General features: G+C 69.5%; 17 protein-coding genes and 1 tRNA gene. 4 read left to right on the top strand and 14 right to left on the bottom strand.

Translation table 11 applies throughout. The annotated features are described in order from the left end of the window. Nucleotides 1–19 precede the first annotated feature (19 nt). Entirely contained in the window at nt 20–295 is a 276-nt protein-coding gene (locus QSK18_RS33945; protein WP_232813962.1) for a histidine kinase, read from the top strand. Nucleotides 296–347: 52 nt separating this feature from the next. Here the strand turns inward: QSK18_RS33945 and QSK18_RS33940 are convergent, their stop codons facing one another. Beyond that, a complete protein-coding gene (locus QSK18_RS33940) occupies nt 348–920 on the bottom strand; it encodes a TetR/AcrR family transcriptional regulator (RefSeq protein WP_232813963.1) in 573 nt (190 codons plus the stop codon). A gap of 124 nt (nt 921–1,044) precedes the next feature. Here QSK18_RS33940 and QSK18_RS33935 point away from each other — a divergent pair, with 124 nt between their 5' ends. Beyond that, the gene (locus QSK18_RS33935) at nt 1,045–1,506 is read left to right on the top strand and encodes a GNAT family N-acetyltransferase (RefSeq protein ID WP_502894320.1); all 462 of its coding nucleotides are present in this window, start codon (nt 1,045–1,047) and stop codon (nt 1,504–1,506) included. Between the two features lie 64 nt (nt 1,507–1,570). Here the strand turns inward: QSK18_RS33935 and QSK18_RS33930 are convergent, their stop codons facing one another. Further along, nucleotides 1,571–1,825, bottom strand: coding sequence for a hypothetical protein (locus tag QSK18_RS33930; RefSeq protein ID WP_285628033.1), 255 nt, complete (start codon nt 1,823–1,825; stop codon nt 1,571–1,573). Nucleotides 1,826–2,032: 207 nt separating this feature from the next. Between QSK18_RS33930 and QSK18_RS33925 the strand changes: the two genes are divergently transcribed. Continuing rightward, entirely contained in the window at nt 2,033–2,575 is a 543-nt protein-coding gene (locus QSK18_RS33925) for a hypothetical protein (RefSeq protein WP_285628030.1), read from the top strand. Between the two features lie 83 nt (nt 2,576–2,658). Here QSK18_RS33925 and QSK18_RS33920 read toward each other — a convergent pair. Both QSK18_RS33920 and leuS read right to left on the bottom strand, forming a co-directional pair. After that, a tRNA-Pro gene (locus QSK18_RS33920) sits at nt 2,659–2,732 on the bottom strand. A 96-nt stretch (nt 2,733–2,828) separates the two neighbouring features. Beyond that, a complete protein-coding gene (leuS, locus tag QSK18_RS33915) occupies nt 2,829–5,327 on the bottom strand; it encodes a leucine--tRNA ligase (RefSeq protein WP_285628027.1) in 2,499 nt (832 codons plus the stop codon). Between the two features lie 202 nt (nt 5,328–5,529). Between leuS and QSK18_RS33910 the strand changes: the two genes are divergently transcribed. Next, nucleotides 5,530–6,522, top strand: a complete 993-nt coding sequence (locus QSK18_RS33910; protein ID WP_232813968.1) for an intradiol ring-cleavage dioxygenase — start codon at nt 5,530–5,532, stop codon at nt 6,520–6,522. A gap of 74 nt (nt 6,523–6,596) precedes the next feature. Here QSK18_RS33910 and der read toward each other — a convergent pair whose 3' ends face one another. The 10 genes from der to ald all read right to left on the bottom strand — a co-directional run bounded on the left by der (nt 6,597) and on the right by ald (nt 16,484). After that, on the bottom strand, nt 6,597–8,117 hold the full coding sequence (der, locus tag QSK18_RS33905; protein WP_232813969.1) for a ribosome biogenesis GTPase Der: 1,521 nt from the start codon (nt 8,115–8,117) through the stop codon (nt 6,597–6,599). Next, nucleotides 8,117–8,905, bottom strand: coding sequence for a (d)CMP kinase (gene cmk / locus QSK18_RS33900; protein ID WP_232813970.1), 789 nt, complete (start codon nt 8,903–8,905; stop codon nt 8,117–8,119). Before cmk ends, der begins: the two co-directional genes overlap by 1 nt. A gap of 177 nt (nt 8,906–9,082) precedes the next feature. Next, nucleotides 9,083–10,198: a prephenate dehydrogenase gene (locus tag QSK18_RS33895; RefSeq protein WP_285628020.1), complete on the bottom strand. Its 1,116-nt coding sequence runs from the start codon at nt 10,196–10,198 to the stop codon at nt 9,083–9,085. Continuing rightward, nucleotides 10,198–10,572: a chorismate mutase gene (gene aroH / locus QSK18_RS33890; protein ID WP_232813972.1), complete on the bottom strand. Its 375-nt coding sequence runs from the start codon at nt 10,570–10,572 to the stop codon at nt 10,198–10,200. The genes QSK18_RS33895 and aroH overlap by 1 nt, the downstream gene beginning before the upstream one ends. Nucleotides 10,573–10,624: 52 nt before the next feature. Continuing rightward, nucleotides 10,625–11,524, bottom strand: a complete 900-nt coding sequence (locus tag QSK18_RS33885; RefSeq protein ID WP_232813973.1) for a pseudouridine synthase — start codon at nt 11,522–11,524, stop codon at nt 10,625–10,627. After that, entirely contained in the window at nt 11,521–12,123 is a 603-nt protein-coding gene (gene scpB, locus QSK18_RS33880; protein WP_232813974.1) for an SMC-Scp complex subunit ScpB, read from the bottom strand. Before scpB ends, QSK18_RS33885 begins: the two co-directional genes overlap by 4 nt. Nucleotides 12,124–12,160: 37 nt before the next feature. Next, nucleotides 12,161–13,039: a segregation and condensation protein A gene (locus QSK18_RS33875; RefSeq protein WP_352396716.1), complete on the bottom strand. Its 879-nt coding sequence runs from the start codon at nt 13,037–13,039 to the stop codon at nt 12,161–12,163. 203 nt (nt 13,040–13,242) lie between these two features. After that, the gene (locus QSK18_RS33870) at nt 13,243–14,058 is read right to left on the bottom strand and encodes a ParA family protein (protein WP_232813994.1); all 816 of its coding nucleotides are present in this window, start codon (nt 14,056–14,058) and stop codon (nt 13,243–13,245) included. A gap of 273 nt (nt 14,059–14,331) precedes the next feature. Next, the gene (gene xerD / locus QSK18_RS33865; protein WP_269810964.1) at nt 14,332–15,294 is read right to left on the bottom strand and encodes a site-specific tyrosine recombinase XerD; all 963 of its coding nucleotides are present in this window, start codon (nt 15,292–15,294) and stop codon (nt 14,332–14,334) included. A gap of 74 nt (nt 15,295–15,368) precedes the next feature. Then, nucleotides 15,369–16,484, bottom strand: a complete 1,116-nt coding sequence (gene ald, locus QSK18_RS33860; protein WP_285628012.1) for an alanine dehydrogenase — start codon at nt 16,482–16,484, stop codon at nt 15,369–15,371. Nucleotides 16,485–16,603: the final 119 nt, after the last annotated feature.

Genomic DNA, 16,603 nt, shown 5'->3' with positions numbered 1-16,603 from the left:
CTCACATGCGAGAACGCTGATGCCCGTAGGCGAACCGGACCTCTCGACCCGTCCGTCGATCGACGAGACCATCGCCGCTGAGCGACTGCGCATCGCCGACGAACTGCAGGACCTCATCGCCAGCACCATGAGCGGGATGATTCTGCAGGCCCAGCGGGTGGACCAGACCGACGAGGGTTCACCCGACGAACTGCGTCAGACCCTTCGCGACATAGCCCTCGACGGACAGCAGACGCTCAAGTCGATGCGCGCGATCGTTCGGGGCCTGCGGGCTGTCCACCCCTCCGCAGCCTGACCTACTGCACTGACAGCGTCTCCCCCTGGTGAGGTTTTCCGGCCCGGCAGCTTCACCGCAGGTTCTTGACCAGCAGATCTATCGCCGCGCTGGTCCGCTCACGATCGCCGGTGGCTAGGAGATCCAGCACGGAACCTCTCAGCGCCGCCAGGGCCAGCGAGCGGCTGGCCAGGCTGTTGGCCCCCGCAGGCTCGTCCTGGCACCGCTCAAGAAAGGCCAGCCACTGCGCCACCGTCTGCTGCGCGAATCCTGCCCAAGGACCATCGGGTTCGACGAGGGAGCGCACGTAGCTCTCCGCCCAGAGGCGAAGTAGGGGCTCGTGCTGCGGGTCCGAAAGCCACTGCCACAGCTGCCCCACCGCGGCAGCCAACCCCGGCGGCCGAGCTGCTTCGACCCCGAAGTCCTGTAGCAACGACACCTCGTCTTGCTGAGCGCGCTCGAGCAGAGCCCGGATCAACCCTTCCTTGCTCTCGAAGAGGAACAACAGCACGCGAGGGCTCGAGCCCAGGGCCTCGGCCAGGGGGCGCAGCGACATGTCCGCCAGGCCATGACCGAGCACGTACTGGTACGCGGCCTCCAACAGCTCGACCTTGCGCGCCGACGGGCTTGGTTTTGCGTCACTCACGTGGCTAACCTACACCGCACTGAAACAGTCGTGTCAGTGGAAGGCGTTGACGATGACCCCGCAAGATTCCCGATCCGTCGCTCTTCGGCGGGCAGACCGGCCCGGCGACCTCGGCTGGGTGCTCATGGTGCACGGCGAGGGCTACCACGAACAGTTCGACTGGGACACACGATTCGAGGCGCTCGTCGCGCGGGTCGTGGCTGACTTCGCGAACACGCCCGATGCATCCCGCCAGGCCGGCTGGATCGCTGAGGTCGATGGTCAGCGCGCGGGCTGCATCTTCCTGATGGCAGACGAGAACCCCGACACCGCGAAGCTGAGACTGCTGTACGTCTCCCCCACCGCCCGCGGCCTCGGAGTGGGAACGCAACTCGTGCACGAGTACCTGAGCTTCGCCCGCGCCATCGGGTACCGATCCATCCGGTTGTGGACAGTGGATGCCCTCAGTTCCGCCCGGAAGATCTACGCCAAGGCCGGATTCAGCCTGCGTAGCCAGGAAGACGGGTCGAGCTTTGGGAAGGCCCTGGTGAGCGAGGACTGGACTCTCGATCTGAGGGACCACGACAATGGCCAGGAGCTCAGATGAGCTCCTGGCCATTGAAATCGTGGCGAACTGAAAGACTTTCAGTCGGGCCGGGCAGTCAGGGAAATCAGCTGTTCGCGAAGACCAGGTAGCCCAGGGCAAAACCGAGAATCGTAGCGACGATGGAGACCGCCAGTGCGGGCTTACCCAGCCGCTCCTTACGGGAGACCGCGACCCCACCACAGATGATCGCTGCCACCCCGAAGACGATCGGCAGGATGACGACCGCCAGGGCGCTGAGCACGAACGACACGATCGACAGCACATTCGACTGCTTGCTCGTGGTCGTGGTGCCGGCGAAAGGGGTCTGCGTCTGCGTCACTTCATCCTCCTACGTGGTGAATGGGTAGCTACGGACACTTTGGGGCTTTGATCATCCTTTCGCACTTCGAAGTGCCGAGCGCGAGCCGCAAGCCCGACTCATGGGGTGGCGCGGAAGGTGCACGACGCGGCGGACCGGTTCCGGCGACCGTCCCGATTTCTTGCTCGGAGAAACCTATTTCATGAGGGCACGGGCCAGAGTGTGCGTGTGGACGAGACGCAGCCGTTGTCCTTCGAACTGAGGGAAGCCTCGGCGGATTACGCGATTCACGACGGCACCGTCACCCGCAGTCCTCGGTCGTTCTTCCTCGACTGGATCATCGCCGGTGTACCGATGCGCGAGGGTATTGACAACGCGCGCGACCTGGTCACCCCGCTGAACCGTTCCTGGCTCGAGAGCGCCCCCAAGGCCGTTGACGTTCTGACGGGACGCACGCCCGAGGCTGACCTCGAGCCTGGACGGGTGGGCATCTTGCTCTGCGTGGTCTGCGGGGAGATCGACGTGTCGGCCGCGCTGAATATGCGAGCCACGACGGTGGTGCGGTCAGACCTGCGATGGGAGGGCCAGGACTCGGTCTACCCCGTCGAAGTCGTGCCGCCGGCGCTCACCTTCGAGCGAGTGGCGTACGAGCTTGCGCTGGAGGGCGCCTACGAGCGGGTGGCATCCCTGCCCTACGACGAGCCGGAGCACACGGTCCGGCGCTTCCTGTGGCCGTGGCAGTGGGGCTGGAAGCTGCCCCCGCGAAGGTGAGCTCGGACAACAACCTGGCCACCTGGTGCCCCAACGACAACAGGTCAGAGACTCTTACGAGTCTCTGACCTGTTGTAACACTGTCGGGCTGACAGGATTTGAACCTGCGACCCCCTGACCCCCAGTCAGGTGCGCTACCAAGCTGCGCTACAGCCCGAACCGCCCTCCAGGACCCGTTACCGGGCCGAAGAACGCTCCGCTAGCTTAGCGCACTCCGGGCCGTGCTCGTGCACGGCCCGGAGTGCGCCGGGCCTCAGCGGGCGAGGGCGATGTTGACCAGCTTCGGGGCCCGCACCACGACCTTGGCGATGGTGGCCTCACCGACCGCCTTCTTCACCGCGTCGGACTCCAGGCTCAGGGTGCGCAGGTCGTCCTCGGTGATGCCGGCGGGCACCTGCAGGCGGTCACGGACCTTGCCGTTGACCTGGACGATGCAGGTGACCTGGTCGGCCACGGTCAGCGACTTGTCGACCTTCGGCCAGCTGGTGGTGGCCACCGAGGGCTCGTGGCCGAGCTTGACCCAGCTGTCGTCGGCGGTGAACGGGGCGAAACAGGACAACGCGATGACCAGGCCTTCCACACCTTCGCGGACGGCCGGGTCGGCTGCCCCCAAGCCGCCGTCAACGGCCTGCTGCAGCAGCGTCGTCAGCTCCATCAGGCGGGCGATGACGACGTTCTGCCGTCCGCCCTCCATCTTCTGCGTGATCTCGTCGAGCAGGACGTGCACGCGGCGGCGCAGGGCCTGGTCGCCGGTGGCCGGGTCGGCGCCCAGGCTCTCGGCGGGGACCAGGGAGGCCAGGCGGCGCACCCGGTTGAGCCACTTCACCGAGCCGGCCGGGGAGACCGCGGCCCAGTCGATGTCGTCCTCCGGGGGGCCGGCGAAGATCATCGTGACCCGGACGGCGTCCGGGCCGTACTGGGCGATCTGCTCCTGGAGGTTGACGATGTTGCCCAGGCTCTTGCTCATCGCCTTGCCCTCCATGATCACCTGACCCTGGTTGGTCAGGCGCCGGAAGGGCTCGACGAAGTGCAGCAGGCCGGCGTCGTGCAGGGCCTTGGTCATGAAGCGCGCGTACAGCAGGTGCAGGTTCGCGTGCTCCTTGCCGCCGATGTAGTGGTCGACCGGCAGCCAGCGCTTGACGCCCTCGGGGTCGAACGGCCCCTCGGTGTAGTCCGGGTTGGGGAAACGCAGGAAGTACCAGGACGAGTCGACGAACGTGTCCATCGTGTCGGTGTCGCGCCGGGCGGGCTTGCCGCACTTCGGGCACTCGACGTTGACCCACTCGGTGGCGGTGCCCAGCGGCGACTGGTTGTCGTCGGGCTTCAGCGAGAAGCCGCTTTCCGGCAGGCGGACCGGCAGTTGGTCGACGGGAACGCCGACCTCGCCGCAGTCTTCGCAGTGGATGATCGGGATCGGCGTGCCCCAGTAGCGCTGACGCGACAGCAGCCAGTCGCGCAGGCGGTAGGTGATCGCGCCCTGGCCGACGCCCTGCTTCTCCAGCTGGGCGATGATCGCGGGCAGCGCCTCGCCGGAGTTCAGGCCGTCGAACTCGCCCGAGTTGACCATGGTGCCGCGCGCGGCGGTGGCCACGCCGGTCTCGGCCGGGTCGGCCTCACCGGTGTCGACGACCGTCTTGACCGGCAGGTTCATCGCCTTGGCGAAGTCCAGGTCGCGCTGGTCGTGCGCGGGCACGGCCATCAGCGCGCCGGTGCCGTAGTCGGCCAGCACGTAGTCGGACGCGTAGATCGGGATCTGCTCGCCGTTGACCGGGTTGATCGCGTAGCTGCCCAGGAACACACCGGTCTTGGCGCGGTCGGAGGCCAGCCGCTCGACCTCGGAGGTGCCGCCCAGCTGGGCGATGTACTCCTGAAGCGCCGCGCGGTGCTCGTCGGTGACCAGTTCCAGGGCCAGCGGCGCATCGGCGGCGACCACGAAGAACGTTGCGCCGTAGAGGGTGTCGGGGCGGGTGGTGAACACCCGCACCGGCTCTTCCCGGCCGACGATCCTGAAGTCGACGTGCGCACCCGAGGAACGGCCGATCCAGTTGCGCTGCATGGCCAGGATGTCTTCGGGCCACTGGCCCTGCAGCTGGTCCATGTCGTCGAGCAGGCGCTGCGCGTAGTCGGTGATCCGGAAGAACCACTGGGTCAGGTTGCGGCGCTCGACCACGCTGCCGCAACGCTCGCACTTGCCCTGGATGACCTGCTCGTTGGCCAGCACCGTGTGGTCTTTCGGGCACCAGTTGACCGGGGAGGCCTTGCGGTAGGCCAGCCCCTGGTCGAACAGCTTCAGGAAGATCCACTGGTTCCAGCGATAGTACTCCGGGTCGGACGTGTGCAGCCGGGTGCGCCAGTCGAACGAGACGCCCAGCCGCTTGAACGACGCCGCCTGCACCGCGATGTTGTCGTACGTCCAGGTCCGCGGGTGCAGGTCACGCTTGATCGCCGCGTTCTCGGCGGGCAGGCCGAAACTGTCCCAGCCGATCGGGTTCAGCGTGTTGAGCCCGCGCAGCCGGTCGAACCGGGCGATGACGTCGCTGATCGAGTACACCTCGGCGTGGCCCATGTGGAGGTCGCCGGAGGGGTAGGGGTACATGCTGACGATGTACGAGCGCTTGCGGTCGTCACCGGCCGTGGCGTCCTGGTCGGTAAGGCCGTCGGCCTGGAAGGTGCGCTGCTCGTCCCACACCTTGACCCACTGGTCCAGGTCGATCTGGTCGACGGTGTCCCGCCGCTCGTCATGCTCGCTCATCATGTCCAACATCTACGCGAAACCGGGAGGTTGACCTTCCAAGACTAGTGGACCAGCCGCAGCAGCCCGTTCGCCTGTGGATATCCGCTCCCAGGAAACGTCCAGAGAACTTCCGGACCGGCCACAGACCCTCCACAGCCGGCGCATAGCTGCCGTTGATGAGGTGAGGACAGTTCAGCAACCAGCCATCCTTGGAGCCGATGTGAGCAGCGACCAGCAGATCCCCGATCCGGTCACGGACAACGCCGCCTATGTACGGGCCGTCCATGACAAAGGCCTGGGATTCGACCTGCGCACCATGTCGCGCCGCAAGATGCTCGGCGGGCTGGGGGCGGTGTTCCTGCTCGGCGCCTGCGGCAGCAACTCCGACGAGACCTCGACCGCCGGCAGCACCACCAGCACCGGCGTCACCGAGATCGAGTCCGAGACCAACGGCCCCTACCCCGCCGACGGCACGAACGGCATCGATGTACGCACGGAGTCGGGCATCGTCCGTAGCGACATCACCTCTTCGTTCGGAGATTCCACGACCACTGCTGAGGGCGTGCCGCTGACCATCGAGTTCACCGTCACGGACCTCACCGGCGCTCCCCTGTCGGGGGCCGCGGTGTACGTATGGCACTGCGACCGCGCGGGGCTGTACTCGCTGTACTCCGAGGGCATCACCGAGGAGAACTACCTCCGCGGCATCCAGGAGACCGACGCCAACGGCGTCGTGAGCTTCACCAGCATCTTCCCGGCCTGCTACACCGGTCGCTGGCCGCACATCCACTTCGAGGTCTACTCGTCGCTGGAAGACGCGACCAGTGGCGAGGGCACCATCCGTAAGACGTCGCAGATGGCTTTGCCGGAAGAAGTCAACGCGGTGGTCTACGCCACCGACGGGTACAGCGCGAGTGTGTCCAACATGAGCCAGGTGACCCTGGAGGACGACAACGTCTTCGGGGACGACGACGCGGCGACGGAGCTGGGCACCGTCACCGGAAGCGTTTCCAAGGGGTACGTGGCCAAGCTGACCGCCGCAATCGATCCCGAGGGCACCGACGCTCAGGCGTCCGGAGGCGGTCAGGGTGGTGGAACCCCGCCCAGCGGTGGGCCGGGCGAAGGAGGCACGCCGCCGAGCGGGGCGCCTTCCGGCGGGATGGGCACACCGCCCAGCGGTGCGCCGCAGCCGACGGCGAGTGCCAGTAGCTGAAAACCCCACCCCAACAACTAAGGACGTTTGTGGGCCTCGAGGCTCACAAACGTCCTTAGTTGGTTGATCTGGTTCTACTGCTTGCGGGAACGCTTCTCGCGGGGACGCACCGAGACCTCGATCGGTGTGCCCTCGAAGCCGAACTCCTCACGTAGGCGGCGCTCGATGAACCGGCGGTAGCCGGCCTCGAAGTAGCCGCTGGTGAACAGCACGAAGCGGGGCGGCTTGGTGGAGACCTGCGAGCCGTAGAGGATGCGCGGCTGCTTACCCCCGCGCACCGGGTGCGGGTGGCTCTGCATGATCTGAGCCAGCAGCGAGTTCAGCTTGCCGGTGGGCACCCGGGTGTCCCACGACTCCAGCGCCGTGTCGAGCGCCGGGGTGAGCCGGTTGACGTGCCACTTGGTCGAGGCCGAGACGTTGATCCGGGGCGCCCACTGCACCTGCACGAGGTCGGTCTCGAACTCGCGCTCGAGGAACTTGCGGCGCTCCTCGTCCATCAGGTCCCACTTGTTGTACGCGATCACCATCGCGCGGCCGGACTCCTGGACCATCGAGATGATCCGCTGGTCCTGCTCCGACAGCGGCTCGCTGGAGTCCAGCAGGACGACCGCGACCTCGGCCTTCTCCAGGGCGGCGTGGGTGCGCAACGAGGCGTAGAAGTCGGCGCCGCGGGTGAGGTGCACGCGGCGGCGGATGCCCGCGGTGTCGACGAACTGCCACTTGCGGCCGTTGATGTCGATGACCTCGTCGACCGGGTCGCGGGTGGTGCCCGCGGTGGAGTCGACGACCACCCGGTCTTCTCCGGCGAGAGCGTTGAGCAGACTGGACTTTCCGACGTTGGGCCGGCCCAGCAGGGCGACCCGGCGCAGCCCGGAGGCGCGCTCCTCGCCGATCGCGGAGACCTCGGGCAGCGCAGCCAGCACGGCGTCAAGCAGGTCACCGCTGCCCCGGCCGTGCAGTGCGGAGACCGGGTAGGGCTGGCCCAGGCCGAGCGACCACAGCGCTGCGGCCTCGAGCTCGCCGCGGGTGTCGTCGACCTTGTTGGCCGCCAGGATCACCGGCTTCTTGGTGCGGCGCAGCAGCTTCACCACGGCCTCGTCGGTGGCGGTGGCCCCGACCTGACCGTCGACCACGAACAGCACGGCGTCGGCCAGCTCGATCGCGACCTCGGCCTGCTCGGCGACGCGGGCGGCCAGACCCCGGGCGTCGCGCTCCCAGCCACCGGTGTCGACCACGACGAAACGCCGCCCGGCCCACTCGGTCTCGTAACGCACCCGGTCGCGGGTGACGCCGGGGACGTCCTCGACGACCGCCTCACGACGGCCGAGCACACGGTTGACCAGGGTGGACTTACCCACGTTGGGGCGCCCGACGATGGCCAGCACGGGCAGCGGGCCGGAGCCGGACTGCTCGTCGAAGTCCTGGCCCTCGGCGTCGAGCAGCCGCAGGTCGGACTCGGACAGGTCGTAGTCGGCCAGACCGGCGCGCAGCGCGTGGTCCAGGCCCGGGGTCTCGGGTTCCTCAGCTCCGTAGCCCGCCGCCACGTCGTGGACGACGGTGTCTTCGGAACGGTCTTGCTCGCCTTGCTTGGACATCAGGAAACGGCACCAGCCCTGGCAGTTCGGTCGCTGTCGTCGAGGTCGGCCACCGAGCCGGAGCCGGTGACGGTGCGGGTGATCGCGGCCAGCACGGCGTCGACGGTCTGCTCGAAGTCGAGCGCCGAGGAGTCCAGGTGCAGCACGCCGTCCGCGGCGACCTCGAAGTTGGAAACGGTGGAGTCGTCGGAGTCGCGCCGCACGATCTGGTCGCGGGTGGCCTCGACGGACGCGGCGTCGGCCGAGCCGTGCAGCTCCTTGGCCCGCCGGGCCAGGCGCGCGGCCTCGCTGGCGGTGAGCAGGATCCGCACGTCGGCGTCGGGGGCGACGACGGTGGTGATGTCGCGGCCCTCGGCCACGACCCCCTCGTGCACGCCCTTGGCGGCGGAGGTGATGAGCTCGCGCTGACGCCGCAGCATCTCCGCGCGCACATCGAGGTTGGTGGCCACCTTGGAGACCACGGTGGAGATCCGGGTCTCGCGGATGGCCGCGTTCACGTCGGTCCCGCCGACCCACGCCCCGGGGGCGGACGGGTCGGTCACCATGGTCAGGTCGAGGTCGCGCACGTGCTGCGCGACCGCCGGGGCGTCGGCCAGGTCGATACCGGCCTCCAGCACCGACCAGGTGGCGGCCCGGTACATCGCACCGGTGTCCAGGTACTCCAGACCCAGCCGGCGGGCGACCTCGCGGGAGACGCTGGACTTGCCGGACCCGGAGGGGCCGTCGACGGCGATCACCAGCGGGCGCGCTTCGGTCAGGCCTTCGTTCCGGTCGGACTGCGCGGACACGGTGATACCTCCGGGGGTTGGGTGGCTTGTCGGCTGTGGGCGCCGGTCGTGAACAACGCCCTACAGGTACGTGACCTTCCTAGGTTAGTCGAGTCACGGGCCACATCCGACATCCAGCAAGCGCGGCCACCCTTACGGACTGTCCGGCTACTCCAGGTAAGGACGGGTGTGGGCGCCTCAGGCGACGACGTGCCAGCCCCGGGCGGTGAGGGCCTTCTCCAGTTCCGTGCGCACGGTGGGCAGGACCGCCACGCTGCCCAGGCCGACCCGCGCCCCCGGAGCGTGCTCCAGGTTGAACTCCTCGACGTTGATCCCGGCCTCGCCGATGTCGTCGAAGAGCCGGGCCAGCTGCCCCGGCTGGTCCGGGACCAGGGCGGTGACCACGGCGTAGCGGGTCTGCGGCTGCCCGTGCTTGCCGGGGATCCGCTCGCGGCCCTCCCGGCCGTTGTGGATGATCTGGGCGACCGCGGCCCGCGCGCCGACCGCCTCGCCCTCGCTGAGGGCGTCGAGGGCGGTGATCAGGCCGTCGAGGTCTTTCTGCAGATCTTTGAGGACGTCGGCCACCTGCGGTGCGTTGGCCGACAGGATCTGCGCCCACAGCACCGGGTCGCTGTCGGCGATCCGCGTGACGTCGCGCAACCCCTGACCGGCCAGCCCCACTGCCGGGTCGCCCGCCTTGACCAGGCGGGCGGCGACCAGGCTGGCCGCCAGCTGGGGCACGTGCGAGATCAGGGCGACGGCCTCGTCGTGCTCGGCCGCGGGCATGAACACCGGGGTCGCTCCCAGGGCGATGGCCAGCATGCGCACCAGTTCGGTGCCGGGGTGCTGCGCGCGGTCCTCGACCCCGGTGGGCGGGCAGACCACCCACGGGCGGCCGAGGAACAGGTCGGCCCGCGCTGCGGTGGGCCCGGAACGTTCCCGGCCCGCCATCGGGTGCCCACCGATGTAGCGATCGGCGCCACCGACGTCTTCCATCGACGCCGCGATGCCGCCCTTCACGCTCGCCACATCGGTGACGACCGCCTCCGGGTGCGCCGCCAGTTCGGCCGCGACCACCTCGGCGGTCACGTCCGGCGGCGCCCCGACGACCACCAGCTGCACCGGTTCGTCGCCCGGATCCGGCCGGCCGGCCCCCACGTCGCGGGCCAGGGCGAGCGCGGTGGGGGACGGATCGTGCAGCAGCACCCGCACCCCCATGCTGCGCAGGCCCAGCCCGATACTCGTGCCGAGCAGGCCGGTGCCGACCACGCGGACGGTGCCCAGCTCGGCCGCGGCCGCCGGATCCAGGCTCATCAGCCCAGCGGGATCGGCGGGACGCCGGTCCGCAGCCGCTCGGTGCCGTGCAGGTAGACGTTGCGGATCTGGTCGGCGGCGAGATCGGTCTCGACGTGCGCGACCAGCCGGACCAGCATCGGCATGGCCCCTTCCACGTGCATCTCCTGCACACAGATCAGCGCCGGGTCGTTCAGGCCCAGCTGACGTGCCGCGAGCGCGGGGGCCACGCTCTTCACGTCCTGGGTGGCGGTGAAGACGATGCTGATGATCGAGTCCTGGTCGAGCTGGTTGCCGACCATCACCTCGGACACCATCTCACGGGTGCGCTCCAGCACATGGTCCCGCTCGTCGGTGTCGATCTGCGTCGCCCCCCGGACAGCCCGGACAGCCACATTTCCTCCTTGAGATCTGTTTCACGAGAAGCGTTGCGCCCCCGGCGGTCTGCTAGAGATCGACAGCCTCGAACAGCTGACTGAGCTCCTCGCCGTGGATGGCCCGGGTGCGGCCGGAGCGCAGGCCCCCCATCTGGACCGGACCGATCTGGGTCCGGCAGAGCTGGAGGACCGGGTAGCCCACCTCGGCGAGCATGCGTCGCACGATGTGGTTACGCCCCTCGTGAAGGGTGATCTCGAGGAGTGCCTTACCGGGACGGGAGTCGACCATGCGGAAGGAGTCGGCCTTGACCGGCCCGTCCTCCAGCTCGATCCCGCTCCGGAGCTTCTTGCCGATGTCCTTGGCGACCGGCCCGGCCACCTCGGCCAGGTAGGTCTTGGGGACCTCGTGGCTGGGGTGGGTGAGCCGGTGGGCCAGGTCACCGTCGTTGGTGAGGATGAGCAGGCCCTCGGTGGCCGTGTCGAGCCGGCCGACGTGGAAGAGCCGCTCGTCGTGGGCGTTGGGCCGCTGGGAGAGGATGTCGCCGACGCAGGGCCGGCCCTCCGGGTCGCTCATCGTGGTGACCACACCCGGCGGCTTGTTCAGCGCCAGGTAGATCAGCGACTGGTCGAGCTGCAGGCGCACGCCGTCGACGTGGACGACCGACTTCTTCGGGTCGATCCGCACGCCGAGCTCGCGCACGGTGGCGCCGTCGACCTGGACGCGGCCGGCCGCGATCAGGTCCTCGCTGGCCCGGCGGGAGGCGACCCCGGCCTGGGCCAGGACCTTCTGCAGGCGCACGCCGTCGGGGTCGTGCACGTCGACCGCCGGCTCCTGGGGAGCGCGGGACATCGGCTTGGAGCCCATCGGGGCGCCGCTGCGGTCGCGGCCGCCGCGCGCGGTGGTGCGGGCGCCGGGGACCTTGGGCTGCTGGCCGCGATGGGCGGATTTACGGGGCTTGGGGGGAGTCATGAAACACCTGCCGGGAAGTCGTCGAGGGCGTCGATCTCGGGGAGGAACGGCGCCAGGGAAGGCAGCTCGTCCAGCGAGGTCAGGCCCAGTTTCTGCAAGAAGGTCCGGGTGGTCACGTACAGGGTGGCGCCGGTCTCCGGGTCGTTGCCGGCGTCCTCCACGAGCCCGCGGGTGACCAGGGTGCGCATCACCGCGTCCACGTTCACCCCACGGACGGCGGAGACCCGCGCCCGGCTCACCGGCTGGCGGTAGGCCACGATCGCGAGGGTCTCCAGGGCGGCCTGGCTGAGCTTGGAGGTCTGCCCGTCGAGGACGAAGCGCTCCAGGACCGGTGAGAATTCCGGACGGCTGTAGATGCGCCAGCCCCCGGCCACCCGCCGCAGCTCGAAGCCGCGGGCATCGTTGTCGTACTCGGCCACCAGCCCCGCCAGGAGTTCGGTGACGTGCTCGACGGTGAGGTCCAGGGCGGCGGCCAGCTGAACCTCTTCCACCGGGTTCTCGACCACCATGAGGACGGCCTCGAGCGCAGCCCGGGCCCCGCCGGGCAGGTCCTCCAGATCGGGGACCTCGCTCTCCCCCGGCTGTTCCTCGTCGTTCACCGCTCCATCATGCCCTGTCCAGCGCCCGGGCCTGACATCACCGCAGGGCGCGCAGGTCCTCCTCGGTGACGAAGTTGCTCGGGTCGGGCCCCTCGGTGGGTTCTTCCGGCGGGGCCTCGACGCCCTCGAACTCGTCCACCTCGATCGTGTCCAGGTCGGCGCCGGTCCAGCGCACGGTGAGCTCGCCCAGGGGCGAGACCTGGTCGAAGGCCACGGCGGCCTCGCGGAACAGTTCGAGCAGGGCCAGGAAGCGGGCGATCACCACGAGCTTGCCCTCCGCGTCGCTGACCAGCTGGCGGAAGCTAGCGGTCTGGGCCCGGCGCAGACGCTCCACGATCAGGGCGGCCTGCTCGCGCACGCTGACCGCGGGGTTGTGCAGGTGGTCGAGCCTGACTTTAGGCGGTTCCTTGGGGGTGAGCGCCTTGGCCGCGATCTCGGCGAACTGCAGCGGGGTCAGGCCGAGCACCAGTTCGGGCAGGAGCTTGGTCAGGTGCTCCTCGATCGGCACGTCCCGAGGACTGCGCCGGGTCTCGGCCTCGATCTTGGTGGAGAGGGTCTTGGCCACGTCCTTGAACGCGCGGTACTGCAGCAGCCGGGCGAACAGCAGGTCGCGGGCCTCCAGCAGGGCCAGGTCCTCGTCGTCCTCGACCTCGGCGGCGGGCAGCAGCCGGGCCGCCTTCAGGTCCAGCAGGGTGGCCGCGACCAGCAGGAACTCGCTGACCTCGCCGAGGTCCCAGGCCGGGCCCAGGGCCTTGACGTAGGCCAGGAAGTCGTCTGTGACCTGGGCGATGGCGATCTCGGTGACGTCCAGCTTGTGCTTCGAGATCAGGCCCAGGAGCAGGTCGAACGGGCCGTCGAAGTTGTCGAGGTGCACCTCGAAGCCGGTGGAACGGCCGGGCAGCACCCCACCCGGCACGACATCGGCGTGCTCACCGACGTCTTCAGTTCTGTTCTGGCCGTTCTCGTTCTGGCCGTTCTCGTTCTCCCGGTTCTCCGGGCGTTCGCGCAGGTCGATCGCCACGCTGCCGTCGGCCGCGGTCAGATCGATCGTGGCTCCGACGGGCGCTTCCTGCGCGGTGGAACTCTCCTGATCGGTCAACGTGGATGCAGCTGTCGGACTCAGGCGGCGTCGCCGCGCGCGATCAGCTCACGCGCGAGGAGGCGGTAGGCGTAGGCGCCGGCGTGCGAGGACGCGTAGGTGGTGATCGGCTCGGCGGCCACCGAGGCGTCCGGGAACTTCACGGTGCGGCCGATGACGGTGTGGAAGACCCGCTCGCCGAACGCCTCGACCACCCGGGCCACCACCTCGCGGCTGTGCAGGGTGCGCGGGTCGTACATGGTGGCCAGGATGCCGTCGACCTCCAGGCCGGGGTTCAGCCGGTCCTTCACCTTCTCGATCGTCTCGACCAGCAGCGCCACACCGCGCAGCGCGAAGAACTCGCACTCCAGCGGGATCACCACGCCGTGCGCGGCGGTGAGCGCGTTGATCGTGAGCAGACCCAGCGAGGGCTGACAGTCGATCAGGACCACGTCGTAGTCGTCGAGCACCGGGCGCAGGGCCCGGCTCAGCACCGTCTCCCGGGCCACCTCGCTGACCAGCTGCACCTCGGCCGCGGACAGGTCGATGTTGGCGGGCAGCAGGTCGAGGTTCTCGATCGCGGTGGGCCGGACCACCTCCTCGATCGGGGTGGCGCGGTCCATCAGCACGTTGTAGACGGTGCTGTCCAGCTCGTGCGGGTTGATGCCGAGCCCCACCGACAGCGCACCCTGCGGGTCGAAGTCGACCAGCAGGACCTTGCGACCGTACTCCGCCAGCGCCGCGCCCAGGTTGATCGTCGAGGTGGTCTTGCCGACGCCGCCCTTCTGGTTGCACATGGCGATGATCCGCGCCGGGCCGTGCGCGCTGAGCGGCACCGGTTCGGGGAACGACGGCATGGGGCGGCCGGTCGGCCCGTCACCGCCGGAGCTCACCAGCAGCAGGCCGTCGCCGCCTCCCCGCTCCACGGCTATGTCGGACAATGCCGCAGCAGTCGTGTTGTTCGTCACGTCGTCTCCTCGGTAGCGCTCGTCGACTCCTACGCCGACATCCGGACATGACACCGGGCGTTTCGTCGATGTCCATCCTCGCGCGTCGCCGGTCGGGACCAGGCGAGGCTAGTCGGCGCGTCGCCTGGTACTCAAGCCGAGTTCCGCGCTATGAGCGGCGCTCTAGGCCTGTAGCGCCCTCGGATGCGCCGCCACATAGACCTCACGCAGCGTATCCGCAGTGACACGCGTGTACAGCTGTGTGGTGGTTACGGAGGCATGTCCGAGTAGTTCCTGCACCACCCGGACGTCGGCGCCGCCCTCCAGAAGGTGCGTTGCGAAGGAGTGCCGCAGGGTGTGCGGAGAGACCCTCCCGGCCAGGCCGGCGCGGTCGGCAGCACCGGCCAGCACGGCCCAGGCACTCTGCCGGGACAGGGGCCCACCTCGGGCGTTGAGGAAGACGGCGGGCGAGCCCCGCCCCCTTACGGCGAGCGCGGCCCTCCCCCGCACCAGGTAGGCATCGACCGCGGCGACGGCGTAGCTGCCGATCGGGACGATGCGCTCCTTGTCGCCCTTGCCCCTCAGCCGGACCAGGCCAGCCTGCAGGTCGAGGTCGTCGATCGCGCAGCCGACCGCCTCGCTGATCCGGGCGCCGCAGCCGTAGAGCAGCTCCAGGAGTGCCCGATCGCGCAGTCCGGTCGGGGTCTCGGGCGGCCCGGCGGCGGCCAGGACGCTCTCTACCGCCGCGAGGCTGATCGCCTTGGGCAGCCGCTTGGGCGGAGACGGGGGCTGCACCTGGCCCGCCGGATCGATCTGGGTGCGCCCCTCGAGCAGCAGGAACCGGTGGAACCCGCGCACCGCCACCACGTGCCGGGCCGCCGAACTGGCCGAGAGCGCGGCGGCGCCGTCTTCGCCGGTGCGGATGGCGGCGAGGAAGTTGGTGACGTCGCGCTCGGAGACCTGCGCCGGATCGTCGAGGTGGTGGTGCAGCAGGAAGTCGACGTACCGGCGCAGGTCGCGGCGATAGGCACCGAGGGTGTTGGTGGCCAGCCCCCGTTCCACCGCGAGATGGTCCAGGTAACCGCTCAGCGCTTCGTCGAGCGGGGTGGGTGGGCGCGGCGCCTTCCCCGGTGCCTGGCCCGGCAGGCCCGGCACCGGAGAAGGCGACTTCGTGCGAGGTTTCGACGCCCGCGCCCCCGGGGCGGACGTCGGGGGCGCAGTCAGGCCAGCACCTCGGTCAGGGCGACGAACGGCATCTCGTGGGCCTCGGCCACGGGAGCGTTGACCACCGCCCCGTCGTAGGTGTTCAGCCCCAGGCCCAGCGCCGGATCTGCACGCAGGGCCTCGCGCCAGCCTCGCCCGGCCAGCTCGAGCACGTACGGCAGGGTCACGTTGGTCAGCGCGTAGGTGCTGGTGTGCGGCACCGCGCCCGGCATGTTGGCCACGCAGTAGAAGACCGAGTCGTGCACCTTGTAGGTCGGGTCGGCGTGGGTGGTGGGCCGTGAGTCCTCGAAGCAGCCGCCCTGGTCGATCGAGATGTCGACCAGCACGCTGCCCGGCCGCATGGTGGCCACCTGCTCGTTGGTGACCAGCTTGGGCGCCTTGGCCCCGGCCACCAGCACGGCGCCGACGACCAGGTCGGCGTCGCGGATCGCGGTCTCGATCTCCAGCGAGTTCGAGGCCACGGTCTGCAGGTGGCCCTGGTAGATCCGGTCCATCTCGCGCAGCCGCTCGATGTTGCGGTCCAGCAGCACCACCTCGGCCTGCATGCCCAGCGCGATCGCGGCCGCGTTGGCCCCGGCCACCCCGGCCCCGATGATGACCACCTTGGCCGCGTACACACCGGGCGCACCGCCGAGCAGGATGCCCCGCCCGCCCTCGGCCCGCATCAGCGTGTGCGCCCCGACCTGCGGGGCGAGCCGGCCGGCGACCTCGCTCATCGGCGCCAGCAACGGCAGCGACCGGTCGGCCAGCTGCACCGTCTCGTAGGCGATGCCGGTGACCTGGCGCTTCAGCAGTTCTTCGGTGAGCGGGCGATCGGCGGCCAGGTGCAGGTAGGTGAACAGCACCTGCCCCGGGCGCATCCGCTCGTACTCCGCCGGGATCGGCTCCTTCACCTTCAGCACCAGCTCGGCCCCGGCCCACACCTCGTCGGCGGTGGGAAGGATCCGAGCCCCGGCCGCGACGTAGGCGTCGTCCGAGATCGACGACCCCTCCCCCGCGGCCCTCTCGATGATGACCTCGTGCCCGGCCCGGACCAGCTCGTGCACCCCGGCAGGGGTGATCGCGACCCGGTACTCGTGGTTCTTGATCTCGCGCGGAACGCCGACCCTCACTCGATCAGCCGCCTCTCGTCAGCAGACCCCAGATGATCGCTTCGAGGGCCACTCTAGGACGGACGTCGGACCGGCACCGTGTGACGCGACGCCGTCGGCAGATCATTCGCTGCGGATCG

The sequence above is a fragment of the Kineosporia sp. NBRC 101677 genome (assembly GCF_030269265.1).
Classification (GTDB): Bacteria; Actinomycetota; Actinomycetes; order Actinomycetales; family Kineosporiaceae; genus Kineosporia; species Kineosporia rhizophila.
The sequence above is the reverse complement of the archived record's forward strand: the minus strand, read 5'-3'. Positions and strand labels throughout refer to the sequence as shown.